Genomic DNA, 15,905 nt, shown 5'->3' on the forward strand with positions numbered 1-15,905 from the left:
AGAGAGTGCCCCACCCCGCGGGGGCGGCGCTACGGCCCGTTTCAGTTCGTCCCACCTTCGCGTGGAACGCCTGCTCCCGCTCCGCCGCAGGTCAGCGCGGGGGGCGAGGGGTGTGCGGCGGCGTGGTCGCGGGCCGTTGCGCCCTCGTGTCCCGGTTCCCCGACTCGTACGCGCTAGGCGCCGTGCTTGCGAGCCGAAAGAATTTGCCGGAGGTGTCTGATCCGCCGGCTCTGGCAGGCCGTCAGATCGCAGAGGCACCGGTCGAGTCGGCTACCAGTCGCGAGGTGGATTTGAACCGCAAGACGAACGACAACACGCACGCCGCTTCCCCGCTCGTCCCCGCCGTCCCCGCCGTCCCCGCCGTCATGGTGGTGCTCGTCCTCGGGCTCTTCACCGGCCTCGTCCTCGCCGGGATGGACCTGCAGACGGCCGCGGTCACGGTGGGCGTCGGCGGTCTGCTGGGCATCGAGCTGGTCCGCCGGCTGATGCAGGTCCTCCCCTCCCGCCGCTCGCGGTAGCGGTGGGGCGCGGGACGAGCGCCCGTGCTGAGGTGGCCAGGAGGGAACTGGCGGAGTGGCTCCGGTCGCTCCGCCCGTCCCGGCTCTCCTACAGCCGCATGGCGCAGACGTCGAAGCAGATGGGCCATCCCGCCTCCGTGGCGGCGCTGTGCCGGGCGGACAAGGGCCGCAGCCTCCCGCCGTGGAAGACCGTCGAGGCGTACGTCCGGTGCTGCGGCGGTTCGGTGACCGAGGCGAAGAAGCTCTGGCAGCGTGCGGCGAAGGCGGCCGTCGACGCCCGGGGCACTGCGGTCGCCCTGCCGAGGAGCGCGCCGGCCCTTCCCTACGTGGTGGAGCCCGCCGATCTCCTCCAGGCGATGCGGGAGCTGCGGCTGGCAGCCGGGCAGCCGACCCTGCGCACGCTGGAGGAGCGCGCCGCCGTCCCCGGGGCCGGCGGGGTGAGCCGCCTGCCCAGCACCACGATCGGGGACGTCCTCAAGGGCAGGCGCGGGTGCAGCGAAACGGTGCTGCTGCACTTCGTGCGGGCCTGCGGGGTGACCGGGGAGCACGAGATCCGCCAGTGGACGGACGCGTGGCACCGGGTCGAGGCCTACAAGCGGGAAGGAGCCGCCTCCCGGTACACCCGAGTGTCCTGAAGGCCCGGGCGTGGAAAAGCGTTCCGGGGCGGGCGTGGGGCGGCCTTAGGCTCCGCGCATGAGTGCGAGGAATTCGACGGTCCGGGCCGTCAACCGGCTGACCGGGTGCTGGGCCGAGGCCGCTGTCGCGGCCGACGGGCGTACGGGGACCGTGTTGACCGCCGCCGGGGTGTGGCCCCTGCTGGCGCTGCTGGCGGACGGGGCCGGCGGCCCGGCGAGGACGGAGCTGGCCGGGGCGCTCGGCATACCCGCCGAGCGGGCCGCCGGCGCGGCTCGGGAGCTGCTGGCCGCGCTGGGGCGCGTACGGGGGCTGGAGGCCGCGACCGGGCTGTGGGCGCGGGCGGACCTGCCGCTCGACCCGGAGTGGGAGGCCCGGCTGCCCGACGGCGCCCGGGGCCGGCTCGGCGGCGACCCGGCCGCCGACCGCGGGCTGCTCGACGAGTGGGCGGCCGCGCGGACGGGCGGCCTCGTCGAGCGGATGCCGGTGGAGCTGACCGAGGCCACCCGGCTGGTCCTGGCGTCCGCCCTGGCGCTGCGGCTCCGCTGGATACGGCCGTTCCGGGAGTGGCCGGGGAGTTTCCAGGAGGGGCCGTGGGCCGGCCGGGAGGTCCTGCGGCTGCTGCGTACGACCTCGCTGCTGCACCGCGTACGGGTCGCGGGGACGCCCGCCGGGCCCGTCACCGTGCTGGAGTTGGTCGGCGACGGAGGGGTGGACGTCCACCTCGTGCTCGGCGCCGCGGACGCCCCGGCCGGGCAGGTGCTGGCCGGCGGCATCGCCGCCGCGACGCGGGCGGTGCCGTCGGTGGACGGCTTCTCCCTGCCCGAGGGCGTGCCCGGGCCGGGGCTCCGGGTCGGTGTCGGGGCGGCGTACCGGCCCGAGCCGCGGCTGAGCGTCGACACCGTCGCCTTCTCCGTCGACGCCGAGCACGACCTGCTGGAGCACGCCGGGCTGTTCGGCCTGGAGACCGCATGCACGCGCGCTGCCGCCGGCCACTTCCCCGGGGTCAGCCGGGAGCCGCTCCTGATCGATTCGGGCCGGCAGGCGGCCGTGGCGCGGTTCCACGCGAAGGGGTTCGAGGCCGCCGCCGTCACCGCTTTCGCCGCGGTGGGGGCGGGCTTGCTGCCGTCGCCTCCGTACCGGGTGCGGACCGTCGACGTCCGGTTCGACCGGCCGTTCGGCTTCCTCGCGGTGCAGCGGTCCTCCCGGCTCGTGCTCGCCGCGGGGTGGGTGGCCGAGCCGCTCGCATACGTCCCGGAGGAGCACGCGTACGAGGACGGGGACTGGGACGAGGACTGGGACGGCGAGTGAGCGCGGGCGTCCACTGGGTTGCGCCCGCCCGGGCGGCTCCTATCGTGGAAGCAGCACCACTGCGCGGATGATCCCCCTGCTGCCGGGTTCCCGTGTGCCGGCCGCCGGCCGCACCGACTCCGGGAGGCGCGGATGCCGAAAGCCCCGCTGCAGCCGTTGAAGAGGGGCGACCACGGCCCCGAGGTCGCGGTGCTGTACGCGTACCTGCGGCGGCTGGGGTACGCGTCGCACTCGCCGAGCGCCGCCGACCACTACGACGAGCCGCTGGCCGGTGCCGTGCGCCGGTACCAGGAGTGCTTCGGGCTCGAAGCCGACGGCGAGGCGGGCGAGCGCACCCTGGCGCAGCTGCGGCGGCCGCGCTGCGGGGTGCCGGACCTGCTGCCCGGTGCGACGGCGGTGCCCCGGGCGGTGCCCACGATCCGCGCCTGGCCGCGTACGGACCTGACGTACGGGTTCGTGCGGCACACCCCCGACCTGACGCCGGCGCAGGCGGGTTCCGCGGTCGCGCAGGCCTTCGCCACCTGGGCCGCGGTGACGCCGCTGACGTTCCGGCACGTCCCGCCCCCGCTCGCGGCCGCGGGCGCGGTTCACGCGCTCGCGCTCGCGGTCCGCTGCGGACCGGCCTTCGACCGTGTGCAGGCACGGGCCGTGCAGGCGCTGACCCGCCTGTACCGCGTGGACGTCCTCATCGGCTTCCTGGTGCGCGGGCACGGCGATCCGCCCGCCTTCCTCGGTACGCCGCCCTTCGACGACAACGCGATGGTGCTGGGGCATGCGTGGCCGCCGCCCTCCGCGACGGCACCGGAGCCCTTCGCCGGCGACGTGCACTTCAACGACGCCCCGACGTGGACGAACCGGCCCGGGCTGCTCACCGACCTCCAGGCCGCCGCCGTGCACGAGATCGGCCACGCCCTGGGCCTGGGCCACACGACGACCGACACCGACTCCGTGATGACGGCCTCCGGCGGCGACGGCCGGCGCGAGCTCTCCGCCGCGGACGTCGAGGCCGTGCAGCGGCTCTACGGGCCGGCGCGCTGGCCGCGCGACCCGGCGGGCGGCCGCTGAGGGCCGCATCCCGGGCCGGCCTGCGAGCTCAGTCCGCGGTGTCGGTGCGCAGGTGGTCCCGCGCCGTCTTGAGGAGCTGCGGGAGCTCCGAGGCGCGGGGGTCGTACTCCTGGTCGTTGACGAGGAGCTGGTAGACCTGGTTGCCCGCCCCCGCGACGAAGACCTCCGTGCGGTGGCAGGGCGTGCTGCGCTCGGGCCACCGGTAGTCGAGCTCCAGCCGGACGGCGTCCTTCCCGCCTTGGCGGTCGGCGTGGGTCGCGGCGGTCAGGCCCTGCATCTTCGACTCCTCCGCCTTGCGGTACCAGGCGAGCTGGCCGATGGCGGCGGACTGGGCGGTGTGCCCGTTGCTGCCGTCGCGCTTCACCCCGATCACGTAGCGGCCGTCCGGTGAGACCCAGTTGGCCTGCAGGGCGGTGTCCGTGTCGAGCTTCCAGCCGTCGGGCACGGCCAGCGACAGCGTGAGCGCCTTCGCCGTGACCCGGTGCCAGCCGGCCGGTACGGGCGGGGGCGGGTCGGAGGGGGGAGCGGTCGGGCGCGCCGAGGACGGTGCCGGGGCGGCAGCCGAGGTGCCGGCCACGGCGGGAGTGGCCGCACCGCCGGGGGTGGGGCCGGTCGGTACGGCCGAGGGGGTCTCGGCGGGCGGTGCGGCCACTCCTGTCCCGCCCGCGCCGGCGGCCCGCCTGCCGCCTTGGGCATCGCCCGGGTTCAGCAGCCCCATCAGCCCGAGGACGAGGGCGGCCAGAGCGGTCGTCGCGGAGAGTACGGCGGCCAGCTCGGCCGCCTTCCTGGTCCGGCTCCCCCGGCTTCCGGAGCCGCCTGCGCCCTCATCGTCTCCCGCGCCCCCGGGCGCCAGTACGTCGCTCACCGCAACCCCCGCCCACGCTGCAACGTCGTGGAGCAACTGTAGGAGACCCGGAGGGGAGTTGGACCGGCTTCTGCACAGACGCGCTCATTGGGTGGGGGCGCGCGCAAGCGTGGTCCCGCAAGGGTCGGCATGGTGGCCGAGGTGTGGGTGGACGGCAAGGGCGTACCCGTGCGGCTGTCGCAGACGGCGGGCGCCACCAGTGTGGTGACGGACTTCCTTTCCTTCGGCGTGCCCGTGTCCGCCTCGGCCCCTCCGGCCGCGGAGACCGCGGAGACCGCCGAGACCGGAGCTTAGGATCCGCCGTATGGCAACACGACTCGTGCAGATCAACATGAAGGCGCAGGACGACTCCGCGCTCGGCCGGTTCTGGGCGGAGGTGCTGGGGTGGGGGATCGACAGCGAGGGCCCGGGGGTGACGAACCTCGAACCCGTGGGCTTCTCCTACCCGGACCCGTCGGCGGTCTGCATCGACCTCATCGCCCGGCCGGAGCCCAAGACGGTGAAGAACCGGGTGCACATCGACCTGGCCACCACCTCGGCCGCCCACCAGGCCCAACTGGTGGGCCGGCTGAAGGACCTGGGCGCGACGCTCGCCGACGTGGGCCAGGGCGACGTCCCCTGGACGGTCATGGCCGACCCGGAGGGCAACGAGTTCTGCGTCCTCGAGCCGCGTCCGCTCTACCGGGACACCGGTCCGATCGCCGCGGTGGTGGTCGACTGCGCCGACCCGCGGGCCATGGCCCGGTTCTGGGGCGGTGCGACGGACTGGACCGTGGTCGAGACCGCCGACGACCACGCGTCGATGCGCTCCGCCCAAGGCGTCGGCCCGTACCTGGAGTTCGTCCGGACGCCGGATGCGAAGACCGTGTGGAACCGCGTCCACCTCGACATCGCCCCCTACCGCGGGGACGACCTGGAGGCGGAGGCCGCCCGGCTGCGCGCCCTCGGCGCGACCGACCCGGGGATCGACCAGTCCCAGATCCACTGGAAGGTGCTGGCCGACCCGGAGGGCAACGAGTTCTGCCTGCTCACCCCGCGCTGACGGCCGGTGCGGACCCGTGGCGCCGGTGTGCGCCGCGGGTCCGCCCCGGCAACCCCGTTCGCGGTCGGGGCCGGGCCCCGGTCAGGCCGCCGCCCCCGAGGGGGCGGCCGCGGCCGGGGTCTGCCCGCGGGTGACGCGGCGGCGGCGGGTCGGCATGCTCAGGGTCGGGTTCGCGACGCCCCAGGCCGCGCCCTTGCAGATGATCTCCTTGTAGAGGGCGGCGGTGCGGCCGGTGAGGGCCTTCTCGACGGCGCGGTCGTCGGCGGTGACGAACTGGATGAGGCCCTCCGTGCGGCCCAGCGAGATGCACTGCTGGTAGTAGCGGATTGGGATGTGCGGCACCTTCGCCCCGGCGAGCCGGGCGGCGATGGCGTCGGCGGCCTGCCAGGCCATCGGCACGCCCGAGGCGCAGGACATGCGCAGCGGCCGGTCGTTCGGGCCGAGGGCCATCGCGGCGTCGCCCACCGCGTAGACGTCCGGGTGCGAGAGCGAGCGCATGGTGGAGTCGACGGCGATCTGCCCGCCGTCGGTGAGTTCGAGGCCGGTGGCGCCGGCGATCGGGTGGACGGCGAAGCCGGTGGTCCAGACGGTGGCCGCCGAGGGGAGGACCGTCCCGTCGGCCGTGGTCACCCGGTCCTCGGCGACGGCGGCGGCCTGCGCGTGCTCGTGGACGGTGATGCCGAGGCGGTCGGCGACCTTCCTCAGGTGGTCGCGGCCCTTGCGGGACAGCCAGTCGCCGAGGACGCCACCGGTGAGCAGGTGCACGTCGAGGTCGGGGCGGGCCTCGGCGATCTCCGTCGCGGCCTCCACGCCGGTCATGCCGCCGCCGACCACGACGACGGGCCGGCCGGCCTCCAGGGCGGCCAGGCGCTCGCGCAGCCGGAGGGCGCCGCGGCGGCTGGACACCTCGTGGGCGTGCCGGGCGGCGCCGGGGACGCCGCCGTCGTTCCAGGAGCTGCCGAGGGCGTAGACCAGGGTGTCGTACGCCAGCTCCTCGCGCCCGGCGCCGCCCTGGACCGTGACGGCCTTGCGGTCGACGTCGACGGCGGTGACCTCGGCGAGCTTCAGCCGCACACCGGTCCCGGCGAACATCTCGTCGAACGGGCGGGGCCGGAGCTCCTCGCCGGCGGCGAGCTGGTGCAGGCGGACCCTCTCGACGAAGTCGGGCTCGGCGTTGACCAGGGTGATGGTGACGTCGTCGGCGTGCAGCCGGCGGGCGATGCGGCCGGCGGCGGTCGCTCCGGTGTAGCCGGCGCCGAGGACGACGATGCGGTGCTGCATGTCCGTGCTCCTGTCTGCTCGGGATCCGCCGTGGTCCGGCGTGGTCTCGCACCTTGAACCGGACGGCCTTGCGATCCCTGACAGGGTTGCGGTGTGACCTGCATCACGTCCGCGGGACTGCCCGGCCCGGCCCGCTTCCGGCGGGCAGGGCCGGGCCGGGGCGGTCAGTCGGGCAGGCGGTCGAAGACCCACTCGGCGATCTCGCGGGTCATGGCGCTGTGCGGGTCGTTGGCGGTGGAGAGCATGAAGTCGTCGAGCTCGGACTGGTCCGGGGACAGGGCGTCGATGTCGGCGTACAGGTCGTCCTGCTGGTCGAGGTCGCGGACGGCGACCGCGCTGACGGACGGGACGAAGCACACGGACCGGTGGACGAGGTCGACGCGCTCGCCGAAGGAGGCGAGGGTGTCGGCGATGATGCCGAACGATTCGAGGGTGCCGCCGGGCGCCCCGTCCAGCTCGGGGAACCCGCTCGTGGTGATGGTGTGCGGGCCGCCGAGGAGGCCGTTCAGGACGGCCACCTCCGCCTTTTCGCCCTGGGACTGGGCGAGGAAGTGCGTACCGTCGAAGAGCGGTCCGGCACAGCTGAGCGTCTTGTCCGCAGCGCGGACGCCGTTGCCCGTGCCGTCGCCGCGACCGCTGGCCACGCCGAGCAGCCGCGGGACGCGGGGCCAGCCGCCGACGCGCTGGAGCTGCTCCTTGAACTCGCGGCGCATCCGGCTCTCCTGCGGGGTGCCGTCGAGCGCGTCGAGGTGGCGCCACAGCATCTGCTGCGAGGCCGGGCTGCTGATCTGCCGGAGGTAGGTGTCGTTGCCGCTCTGGGCGAGGTAGTGCGCGAAGGCCTGCAGCCCGATCGGCACCCACGCGCCCCGGTGCGGGCTGTCGAAGGACACGTAGACGGCGGTGCGGTGGTCCATGCGCTGCGCTTCCATGTGCGCGAGCGCGTAGCGGGCGACGATGCCGCCCATGCTGAACCCGCCGACTGCCAGCGGGGCGTCGCCGATCTGCTCGGCGATGGTCCGCTGGATGGCGGCGGTCATGGTCTCGGCGTTGCGGAGGATCGACTCGCTGCGCTCGTCGAACCCGACGAGGACCAGCGCGCGGTCGCGGCGCCGCAGTTCGCTGACGAACGGGAACCGGCCGTTCTCCAGGCCCTCCCAGAGCCGGTCGAAGTCGGTCGGCCCCATGTTGAAGCCGTCGGCCAGGACGACCGGCCGGACCATGCCCTGGCGGCCGTCGCCGTAGTAGACGCGGGCGGTGCCGTGCGGCAGCTGCCACTCCTCGTCGGCCGGCGGTGCCGGGGAGGCGGCCGGTTGGTCCAGCGGGGTCACGAGTCCGACGGATCCTGCGAACTTCCTGGCGTTTTCCTTCTTGGCGTCGGCCACAGGGGTCCCTTTCCACGGGTGTGTGTGGTGGTGGTCGGCAGTGCAAGGGACATGCTGGGGCGAGGCATACGGCATGTCGCATATGCCACGCACGATCTTCACCGCATCGGCGGGGCGTGGGCGGCCTGCCGACTACGCCGGAGCGCGCGGGGGTACGCGGGGGGCGCGAGCCGGTACGTGAGGGCGTGCCGGCGGGGAGGGCGCGTGGCGGGATCGCGCCGCACGGGTACCGGAGGGGCGTACCGTACCGCCGGGCCCGGCCCGCCCGGCCGGCAACGCCGCCGCTCGCCTCAGGAGGACCGCGCATGACCGACCAGCCCTCCCCCGCCGCAGGCGGGGTGTGGGATCCCTTCGGCACCCTGCGCCGCGCGCTGTGGATCGGCGGCGGCCAGTGGGCCGGCAAGTCCACCGTGGCGCGGCTGCTGGCCCGCCGGTACGGCGTCACCGCGTACCACTACGACTTCCACGACGCCCGCGGCCACGAGGACCGCAGGATCGCCCGGCGCGTACGCCTCGGCGAGCCCGCCGCCGGCCCCGACCCGGAGCAGGCGTGGGTGCGCACCGGCCCCGAGGAGATGGCCGCCGAGACGCTGGCCGGCTTCCCCGCCCGTTTCGAGTGGGCTCTGGACGACCTGCGCGCGCTCGTCTCGGGCCGGCCCGTCATCGCCGAGGGTTGGGGGCTGCGCCCCGAACTCGTGGCACCGCTCGTCGACTCGCCGCGCCGGATGGTCGTCATGGTGCCCACGCCCGCCTTCCGCCGGCGCCAGCTGCGCGAACTGCCCCGCGCCGCCAATTTCGGGCATCCCGTCAGCGACCCGGCCCGAGCCCAGGCCAACCGGCTCGCCCGGGACGTGCTCGTCGCCGACGACGCCGTGCGGACCGCCCGGCGGCTCGGGATCCGGGTCATCGAAGTCGACGGTTCGCGCGACGCCGCCGCGGTCGCCGAGGCGGTCGCCGGGCACTTCGGCCCCTACCTCCCGCCGGAGGATCCGGCCGCCTGACGTGCGGGATGCGGCTGCTGCCGGTTCAGCGGGGCGCGGCGTACGGGTTCGGCTCGTCGTCGGCGAGGATGCCGACGAAGGGCTCGCCCTCCCCGGCGAAGGTGTACGCGCCGCCCTCGATCCGCGCGATCAGGCCGTTGGTCCACGCACCCTCGCTGTCGGCCGAGTGCACCCACATGTTCATGATCTCGCCGATGTGCCCGAGCTGTCCGGGGCCGTTCTCCGGCGTGTAGTAGTCGGTGACCGCGGACCGCCACTCGTCCAGCCGGGCGAGCCGCTCCCTCAGGAGCGCGACGGCCTCCTCGCGCGGCAGGTCGACGATGAACCCGATGCCGGCCGAGAGGACGTCCATCTTCTGGTCGTACGAGGTCAGCGCCTGGCGCAGCAGGGCGAAGTACTCCTCCGCGCCCTGCTCCGTCATCTCGTACTCGACGCGCGGCGGGCCGCCGGCGGTGCTCGGGGCGACCTCGTGGGCCAGGAGGAGGCCCTCTTTCGCCATCTGCTTGAGTGCGTGGTAGATCGAGCCCGGTTTGGCGTTGGACCACTCGTGGGCGCCCCAGAACTCCAGGTCGTTGCGCACCTGGTAGCCGTGTGCGCGACCGTGCTGGCGGACCGCGCCGAGGACCAGCAGCCGGATCGCTGACATGGGCGTCTCCCTTCAGGACAGGTTCGACCAGCGTAGGTGTCGGGGCGGGCCGCCCGTGGCCGAGGGCCCGCGCCGAGGACCGAGGCTAATCAAGTTTGACTAATCGGCTCGGGCATCGTACCTTCTTCCTTGCTAGTCAAGTTTGACCACCTACGGAAGGGTCATGCGTTGACCGACCGCGAACCGGCGATCCTCGTCGAAGGCCTGCGGAAGAAGTACGGGGCCAAGCAGGCCCTGGACGGCCTGGACCTGACGGTCCGGGCCGGGACCGTCCAGGGCATCCTGGGCCCGAACGGCGCCGGCAAGACCACGGCCGTGCGCATCATGTCCACGCTGCTGCGCCCCGACGAAGGACGCGTCGAGGTGGCCGGGGCCGATGTCAGGACCCGCACCGACGAGGTCCGCGCCCGCATCGGGCTCGTCGGCCAGAACGCCGCCGTCGACGAGGAGCTGAGCGGACGCCAGAACCTGGAGCTGTTCGGCCGGCTCCACCGGCTCGGCGCGCGCGGCGCCGCCCGCCGGGCCGACGAGCTGCTGGCCCGGTTCGGGCTCTCGGACACCGGCCCCAAGGCCGTCAAGCAGTACAGCGGCGGGATGCGGCGGCGGCTCGACCTGGCGGCGGCCCTCATCTCGCGGCCGGAGGTGCTCTTCCTGGACGAGCCGACGACCGGGCTCGACCCGCGCGGCCGCACGGAGGTGTGGAACGCGGTGCGCTCCCTCGTCGGCGGCGGCACGACCGTCCTGCTGACCACGCAGTACCTGGAGGAGGCCGACCAGCTCGCCGACCGGATCGCGGTCGTCGACCACGGCAGGGCCATCGCCGAGGGCACCCCCGACGAGCTGAAGTCGGCGACCGGCGGGGACCGCATCGACGTCGTGCTGCACGACGCGGCCCACCTGGCGCGCGCGGCCGCCCTCCTGCCGGGCGACGCCGTCGTCGACGAGGACCTGCGCCTGGTCAGCGCCGCCGTCACCGACCGGATGGCGGCCCTGACCGGGACCGTACGTGCCCTGGAGGCGGCCGGAATCGAGGCGCGGGACATCGCGGTGCGCCGCCCCACCCTCGACGAGGTCTTCATGCACCTGACGAAGAAGGAGGACGCGGCATGAGTACGACCACGCTGCTCGGGGCGAGCGCGGCGCACGGCACGGGCACGCGCCTGGGCTGGGCCGCCGCCGACTCGTGGACGATGACCCGGCGCGAGCTGATGCACTGGGGGCGCGAACCGGCCCAGGTGGCCGTCGGGCTGGTCTTCCCGGTGATGATGATGCTGATGTTCGGCTTCCTGATCGGCGGCGGCCGCGGCGTCGACGGGGACTTCACGGCCTACCTGGTGCCGGGCATGCTCGCCATGACGATGGCCTTCGGCCTGGAGGCGACCATGCTGGCGGTCACCCAGGACCTCGGCAAGGGCGTCATCGACCGGTTCCGGTCGCTGCCGATGGCCTCCGGCGCGGTCCTCGTCGGCCGGAGCATCGCCGACATGCTGCAGTCGGCGGTCGGCCTCGCCGTGATGATCACGGTCGGGTACGCGATGGGCTGGCGCTGGCACCACGGGACCGCCGCCTTCCTCGCGGCCGTGGGGCTGCTGTTGCTGCTGCGGTTCGCGATGCTGTGGGTCGGCATCCACCTGGGGCTGGTCGCGGGCAAGCCGGAACTGGTGCAGGCGGTGCAGATCCTGGTGTGGCCGGTCGGCTTCCTCTCCAACGCCATCGCCGCGCCCGGATCGATGCCCGCCTGGCTGGGCGCGGTCGTGGAGTGGAACCCGCTGTCGGCGACGGCCACCGCCGTACGCGGCCTCGTCGGCAGCCCCGGCGGCACCGGCGGCGGCTCCTGGGCCGCCGAGCACGCCGAACTGCTCGCCGTGGCCTGGCCGGTGGCGCTGATCACGGTGTTCTTCCCGCTGGCCGTGAAGCGGTTCCGGGGCCTGAGCCGCTAGATCCCGTCCGCCGCGCTCCTCCCCTCCCCTGCACTGCCCTGTACTGCCGGATCACGAAAACGAGGAAGTACCTTGCCCGAGAACGTTTCCGCTGCCGCCTCCGACGCCTCTTCCGCTTCCGCTGCCGTCCCGCTCCCCTCGCTCGCCGAGCAGGCCGAGCGGCTGATCGGGCTCGGGGTGCCCGAGGTCGCCGGGATCCCCGCCGACCGGCTGCGGGCGTACGCCGTCACCGCCGGCGGTGACGGCGGCGACCTCCTGCTGGCCGTACACCCGGACCTGGCACCCGCCTCCGTCCTCGCACCGCTGCTCCGCCACGGGGACAAGCCGGGCTTCGTCGTCACCGACATGGCCGACGTCGACCGGTTCACCCCGGACGGCATCGACCTGCCCGACGCGCCCCTCTACGTCGTCGCCGGCCCCGACCGAGGCGACCGGATGGCCAACTGGAGCCCCGAGGAGGCGCTGCCCGCACTCCACAAGGAGGACCGCACCCCGTTGCTCCTCACGGAGGGCATCCACTGGCTGCTCCAGCAGCCCGCCGTCCTGGAGCGCAACCGCTGCTTCATGACGATCGGCTCGCGCCTGCGCAAGCCGAACGGCAGCTTCGACGCCCGTACGCCGGCCATCTGGATCAGCAACGGCACCGGCCGCGACGGCCGCGAGCGGCGCAACGCGCCCAAGGTCGGCTGGTGCTGGTGGAACAACCGCCACACCTGGCTCGGCTTCGCCTCCACCACCGGCCGCCGCCCCTAGGCGGGGCGGCAGCGCGGGCGGGCGGGGCGTCAGCGCAGGCGGGTGAGGCGGGTACCGAGTGAGGGCTCCTCCAGGGCGGTGCGGACGGCCACCGGCACGCTCTTCGCGCCGTCGCCCTCGCCGGCCGTCAGGGTGCCGACCTCGGTGCCCGCCTTCGCTTCGCGCCGCAGCGGCGACGCCCCGGGGGACAGGGTCAGCTTGAACTGCTGGCCGGGGACGGCGATCGCGTTCAGGTCCTTGGCGGCCACGAGCGGCGTACGGCCGCCGAGGCCGTCGTCCACGTGTCCGACCACGTCGCCCTTGCGGACGAGCGGGGCCGATGCCAGGGCCGAGCGCACCGCCTCGATGATCTTCTTGCTGTTGGAGAGCACCAGGCCCAGGCTCTTCGTGGCGTTCGGGTCGGGTCCCTCCACGCGCTGCTCCATCAAGGTGCCGAGGATCAGCGGGGTCTCGTCGCCGACCGACTTGTACGCCGCCCACATCAGCGCCCCGCCCGCAGGCGTGCTGGAGCCGGTCTTGATGCCGCGGACACTGAGGCCCTGCGCGGTCAGCAGCGTGTTGTTGTTGGACAGCGGCTGCGGCAGCCCCTTGATGGGCGCGCTGGGCATGGCGACGATCGAGCGGAACACCTCGTCCTTCATCACCGCCTCGGCCAGCTTCAGCTGGTCGGCGGCGGTGCTGACGGTCCCGGCGTCCAGGCCGCTGGGGTCCGTGTACGTGGTGTCCTTCATCCCGAGGTCCCGGGCCGCGGCGTTCATCTTCTCCACGAACGCGGCCTCGGAGTCGGTGCCGGTGTCCCAGCGGGCCAGCAGGCGTGCGGCGTTGTTGCCCGACGGGATCATCAGCATCTTGAGCATGTCCAGCTGGCTGAACTTCTGGCCGGCGGTGAGCCCCTCGATCCGGGACTCGTCCTCCGACTTGCCCTCGGCAACGGCCTTCGCGTCCACCGTGAGGGAGGGGCCGGGCTCGTTCTTGCGCAGCGGATGGCCCTTGAGGATCACGTACGCCGTCATCACCTTGGCGACGCTGGCCGTCGGAACGGGCTTCTGCTCGCCGAACGAGCCGACGTCGCCCGAGCCGGCGACGCGGACCGCGCCCTGGCCCTTGGCGGGCCACGGAACGGAGAACTGCCCGTCGACGGTACGGGCGGTCTCGGCGGCCACGAGCCGGGGCGCGGGCAGCGGGCGCAGCAGCTGGGCGCCGACGAAGCCCCCGGCGAGGAGCAGCACCCCGACCGGCGCCCACAGCCTGGCGCTGCGCAGCAGCGGGCGGCGCCCGGGCTCCGCGTGCGGGAGCTGCAGCGGCGGGAGGTCCAGCGGTGGCGGCTGGTACGCCGCCGGAGCGGGTGCCGGCGAGGGGGGCTGCGGGCGGGGCGCCGACCGCTGGGTGGCGGGCGCCGCGGCGGCAGGCCGGGATGCGGCCGGCGCCGGAGCGGCGGGCCCCGGGGCGGTGGGCCGGGGCGTGCCGGGCGCCGCTGCGGCGGACCGGGACGGCGCGGCCGGCGCCGGGGCGGCGGGCCTCGGGGCGGTGGGGCGCGGTGCGGTCGGCTTGGGTGCGGTGGGCTTGGGTGCGGTGGGCGTCGGGGTGGTGGGGGGCTTGAGGGCGGCGAAGCGGGTCGTTCGCTCCGGGTCGCCTTCCCCTTCTTCCTCCGTACGCGCCCACGCGGGCGACTTCCGGCCGTCCTTGTCGGACGGCGCGGGCAGGTCGCCCCGGGCAGGGGACTCCTCGGTGTCCTCCGCCGCGGGCGCGCGGCCCGGCTCGGACTCGGACTCGGGCGCGGGCGTGGGCGCGGGCGTGGGCGTGGGCTTTCGGGACGCCTTCGCCGCGTCGGGGGCGCGGAAGACGAGGGTCCGCGTGTCGTCGTCCGCGCCTGTCGGGGCGGGCTCGGCTCCGGAGTCGTCCCCCGGCGCATCGGCGCGCGGCGCGGGCTCCGGGTCGGGCTTCGCGGCCGGCTTGGCGGGCGTGCCGGCCGGGCCGCGCGGCGGCTTGGCGAACACCAGCGTCGCGTCGGCCTTCGCGCCGTCTTCGGGCGCCGTCGTGGTGCGGCCCTCGGGCACGTCGTCCGGCTCGGGGTGGGTCTCCTCCGCGGAGTCCCCGGGCTCGGGCGACGGCGCGGCTTCCACGGCGGCGTCCGCCGCCTCCGCCTCCGGGCGGTCCTCCCCGTCGGGCGACGGCGCCGCTTCGCGGGGGTCGGCCGCCGGCTCGGGCTCCGGGTCGGCCTCGGGGGCGGGCGACGGCCCCGCTTCCCGGGTGGTGGCCGTCGGTTCGGGCTGCGCGTCGGCCTCGGCGGCCTCCGCCCGGGAGTCGGCTGCCGCAGGCGCCTCAGCGGTGCCCGCCTGCTCCGCTTCGGCGGTCGGGGCCTCCGTACCGGCGTCGGTGCCGGCCCCGGCGGCCGCCTCCTCCGGGGCGGGGTCGGCTGCGGGTTCGCGCCCGGGCCCGGGGGCGGTGTCCTCAACGGGCTCGCCGTCCGGTGCCTCGGCGGAGGGTGCCGCGGGCGCGGCGCCGGTGTCCCCGTCGGCATCCGCCTCGGGCGACTCGGCGGCGGGCGCGGCCTCGTCCGCGGCCCCGTCCGCCGCGGCCGCGGTGTCCGGTTCCGCGGACGCGTCGTCCCGGCCCGCCCCCGGCGCGGCCGTCCTGTCGCGCTCCGGGTCGTCCGGAGAGCCGCCCGCCACCGTTATCGCCTTCATCCCAGCCCCGCCTTGCCCTCACACCGTGCAGTTACGTGCGGCGCGGCCCCCGCGGGGCCGCGCCGTACTGATAGATGTACGCGGGGCCCCGCGCGTTCCCGTTCCGGGCCGTTCGGCGTGGCGTACCGGCGGGTATGCGGTGCGTGCACGGCGGATCCGCCGTTCGGCGGGCGGCGGATCAGTCGAAGCGGTGCCCCTGGACCAGGATCGTCCGCTTCCCGTCGGGCCGGACCAGGCGGTACTTCCTGATGCCCTCGTAGCGGCGGCCGAACAGGAAGAACGTCAGTCCGGCGATGAACCCGACGGCGACCAGGGGCACGAGGACGGCCATGGGGTTCATGGACGGGTCGTCCTCCTCCCGCACTTGGCCGCCGAGGTGGAAGGCCATGGGGAGGGTGACCAGCAGCGAGAGCAGCAGCACGCTGCCGATCACCAGGTAGACCATGCGCTTGCGCCGGGCCTTGGCGGCGCTCTCGACGGTGGCGGTGAAGTCCCTGCGGCACCGCGGGCACGAGAAGGCGACCGACGCCTCTCCCTGCCGCGGCCGGCGCATGTCGGGTGACGACAGCCGCGCCACGCTCCAGTTCACGGTCGTGATGCCGGCCCGGCTCTCCACGCTGACCCGGCATCCGACGCTCAACGCATAGCGGTCGTCCAGCGCCAACTCGTCCACCCCCGACGGTTCCCCACCCGGCCCGCGGGCAGCGGGCGCAGCGGGAGCGTACCGCCGGACCGGGCGCCGCGGACCCCCCTCGGCGCAATCGGCGGCCGCTGTCCCGCC

16 protein-coding genes are annotated in these 15,905 nt (G+C 74.9%); 10 read left to right on the forward strand and 6 right to left on the reverse strand.

What is annotated here, in order from left to right; all coding sequences use genetic code 11:
* Positions 1 to 284: 284 nt before the first annotated feature.
* From IE170_RS26910 to IE170_RS26925, 4 genes are all read left to right on the forward strand, one after another.
* On the forward strand, positions 285 to 518 hold the full coding sequence (locus tag IE170_RS26910; RefSeq protein ID WP_189812040.1) for a hypothetical protein: 234 nt from the start codon (positions 285 to 287) through the stop codon (positions 516 to 518).
* Positions 519 to 616: 98 nt separating this feature from the next.
* Complete coding sequence (locus IE170_RS26915) at positions 617 to 1,153, forward strand: hypothetical protein (protein WP_189812041.1); 537 nt, start codon at positions 617 to 619, stop codon at positions 1,151 to 1,153.
* A gap of 58 nt (positions 1,154 to 1,211) precedes the next feature.
* Positions 1,212 to 2,462, forward strand: coding sequence for a serpin family protein (locus tag IE170_RS26920; protein WP_189812042.1), 1,251 nt, complete (start codon positions 1,212 to 1,214; stop codon positions 2,460 to 2,462).
* 132 nt (positions 2,463 to 2,594) lie between these two features.
* The gene (locus IE170_RS26925) at positions 2,595 to 3,527 is read left to right on the forward strand and encodes a matrixin family metalloprotease (protein ID WP_189812043.1); all 933 of its coding nucleotides are present in this window, start codon (positions 2,595 to 2,597) and stop codon (positions 3,525 to 3,527) included.
* Positions 3,528 to 3,555: 28 nt separating this feature from the next.
* On the opposite strand, the gene IE170_RS26930 is transcribed toward IE170_RS26925, so the two are convergent.
* Positions 3,556 to 4,392: a hypothetical protein gene (locus tag IE170_RS26930; RefSeq protein ID WP_189812044.1), complete on the reverse strand. Its 837-nt coding sequence runs from the start codon at positions 4,390 to 4,392 to the stop codon at positions 3,556 to 3,558.
* A gap of 129 nt (positions 4,393 to 4,521) precedes the next feature.
* On the opposite strand from IE170_RS26930, the gene IE170_RS26935 reads away from it, so the two are divergent.
* Complete coding sequence (locus tag IE170_RS26935; RefSeq protein WP_189812045.1) at positions 4,522 to 4,686, forward strand: hypothetical protein; 165 nt, start codon at positions 4,522 to 4,524, stop codon at positions 4,684 to 4,686.
* A 10-nt stretch (positions 4,687 to 4,696) separates the two neighbouring features.
* Complete coding sequence (locus tag IE170_RS26940) at positions 4,697 to 5,434, forward strand: VOC family protein (protein ID WP_189812046.1); 738 nt, start codon at positions 4,697 to 4,699, stop codon at positions 5,432 to 5,434.
* A gap of 81 nt (positions 5,435 to 5,515) precedes the next feature.
* Here the strand turns inward: IE170_RS26940 and IE170_RS26945 are convergent, their stop codons facing one another.
* Positions 5,516 to 6,715, reverse strand: coding sequence for an NAD(P)/FAD-dependent oxidoreductase (locus IE170_RS26945; protein WP_189812047.1), 1,200 nt, complete (start codon positions 6,713 to 6,715; stop codon positions 5,516 to 5,518).
* 164 nt (positions 6,716 to 6,879) lie between these two features.
* Complete coding sequence (locus IE170_RS26950) at positions 6,880 to 8,097, reverse strand: esterase/lipase family protein (RefSeq protein WP_229885194.1); 1,218 nt, start codon at positions 8,095 to 8,097, stop codon at positions 6,880 to 6,882.
* Positions 8,098 to 8,402: 305 nt separating this feature from the next.
* Here IE170_RS26950 and IE170_RS26955 point away from each other — a divergent pair, with 305 nt between their 5' ends.
* Positions 8,403 to 9,098 carry a hypothetical protein gene (locus IE170_RS26955; RefSeq protein ID WP_189812049.1) on the forward strand — a complete coding sequence of 232 codons (696 nt, stop codon included), beginning with the start codon at positions 8,403 to 8,405 and terminating at the stop codon, positions 9,096 to 9,098.
* Between the two features lie 25 nt (positions 9,099 to 9,123).
* On the opposite strand, the gene IE170_RS26960 is transcribed toward IE170_RS26955, so the two are convergent.
* Positions 9,124 to 9,744, reverse strand: a complete 621-nt coding sequence (locus IE170_RS26960) for a PadR family transcriptional regulator (protein ID WP_189812050.1) — start codon at positions 9,742 to 9,744, stop codon at positions 9,124 to 9,126.
* Positions 9,745 to 9,912: 168 nt separating this feature from the next.
* Between IE170_RS26960 and IE170_RS26965 the strand changes: the two genes are divergently transcribed.
* The 3 genes from IE170_RS26965 (at position 9,913) to IE170_RS26975 (ending at position 12,437) form a co-directional block, all read left to right on the forward strand.
* Complete coding sequence (locus tag IE170_RS26965; RefSeq protein WP_189812051.1) at positions 9,913 to 10,854, forward strand: ATP-binding cassette domain-containing protein; 942 nt, start codon at positions 9,913 to 9,915, stop codon at positions 10,852 to 10,854.
* Positions 10,851 to 11,684: an ABC transporter permease gene (locus IE170_RS26970; protein ID WP_189812052.1), complete on the forward strand. Its 834-nt coding sequence runs from the start codon at positions 10,851 to 10,853 to the stop codon at positions 11,682 to 11,684. The genes IE170_RS26965 and IE170_RS26970 overlap by 4 nt, the downstream gene beginning before the upstream one ends.
* 72 nt (positions 11,685 to 11,756) lie before the next feature.
* The gene (locus tag IE170_RS26975) at positions 11,757 to 12,437 is read left to right on the forward strand and encodes a DUF5701 family protein (protein ID WP_189812053.1); all 681 of its coding nucleotides are present in this window, start codon (positions 11,757 to 11,759) and stop codon (positions 12,435 to 12,437) included.
* 29 nt (positions 12,438 to 12,466) lie between these two features.
* On the opposite strand, the gene IE170_RS33270 is transcribed toward IE170_RS26975, so the two are convergent.
* A complete protein-coding gene (locus IE170_RS33270) occupies positions 12,467 to 15,124 on the reverse strand; it encodes a D-alanyl-D-alanine carboxypeptidase (RefSeq protein ID WP_263406944.1) in 2,658 nt (885 codons plus the stop codon).
* Between the two features lie 178 nt (positions 15,125 to 15,302).
* Entirely contained in the window at positions 15,303 to 15,797 is a 495-nt protein-coding gene (locus tag IE170_RS26985) for a hypothetical protein (RefSeq protein ID WP_189812054.1), read from the reverse strand.
* Between the last annotated feature and the right edge of the window lie 108 nt (positions 15,798 to 15,905).

This window comes from Streptomyces toxytricini (genome assembly GCF_014649915.1).
Lineage (GTDB): Bacteria > Actinomycetota > Actinomycetes > Streptomycetales > Streptomycetaceae > Streptomyces > Streptomyces toxytricini.

What these genes read in the sequence shown, in the direction of transcription:
- IE170_RS26945 (WP_189812047.1), bottom strand. Translation starts at nt 6,715, where the DNA reads ATGCAGCACCGCATCGTCGTCCTCGGCGCCGGCTACACCGGAGCGACC.
- IE170_RS26935 (WP_189812045.1), top strand. Translation starts at nt 4,522, where the DNA reads ATGGTGGCCGAGGTGTGGGTGGACGGCAAGGGCGTACCCGTGCGGCTG.
- IE170_RS26970 (WP_189812052.1), top strand. Translation starts at nt 10,851, where the DNA reads ATGAGTACGACCACGCTGCTCGGGGCGAGCGCGGCGCACGGCACGGGC.
- IE170_RS26920 (WP_189812042.1), top strand. Translation starts at nt 1,212, where the DNA reads ATGAGTGCGAGGAATTCGACGGTCCGGGCCGTCAACCGGCTGACCGGG.
- IE170_RS26960 (WP_189812050.1), bottom strand. Translation starts at nt 9,744, where the DNA reads ATGTCAGCGATCCGGCTGCTGGTCCTCGGCGCGGTCCGCCAGCACGGT.
- IE170_RS26915 (WP_189812041.1), top strand. Translation starts at nt 617, where the DNA reads ATGGCGCAGACGTCGAAGCAGATGGGCCATCCCGCCTCCGTGGCGGCG.
- IE170_RS26925 (WP_189812043.1), top strand. Translation starts at nt 2,595, where the DNA reads ATGCCGAAAGCCCCGCTGCAGCCGTTGAAGAGGGGCGACCACGGCCCC.
- IE170_RS26955 (WP_189812049.1), top strand. Translation starts at nt 8,403, where the DNA reads ATGACCGACCAGCCCTCCCCCGCCGCAGGCGGGGTGTGGGATCCCTTC.
- IE170_RS33270 (WP_263406944.1), bottom strand. Translation starts at nt 15,124, where the DNA reads ATGAAGGCGATAACGGTGGCGGGCGGCTCTCCGGACGACCCGGAGCGC.
- IE170_RS26940 (WP_189812046.1), top strand. Translation starts at nt 4,697, where the DNA reads ATGGCAACACGACTCGTGCAGATCAACATGAAGGCGCAGGACGACTCC.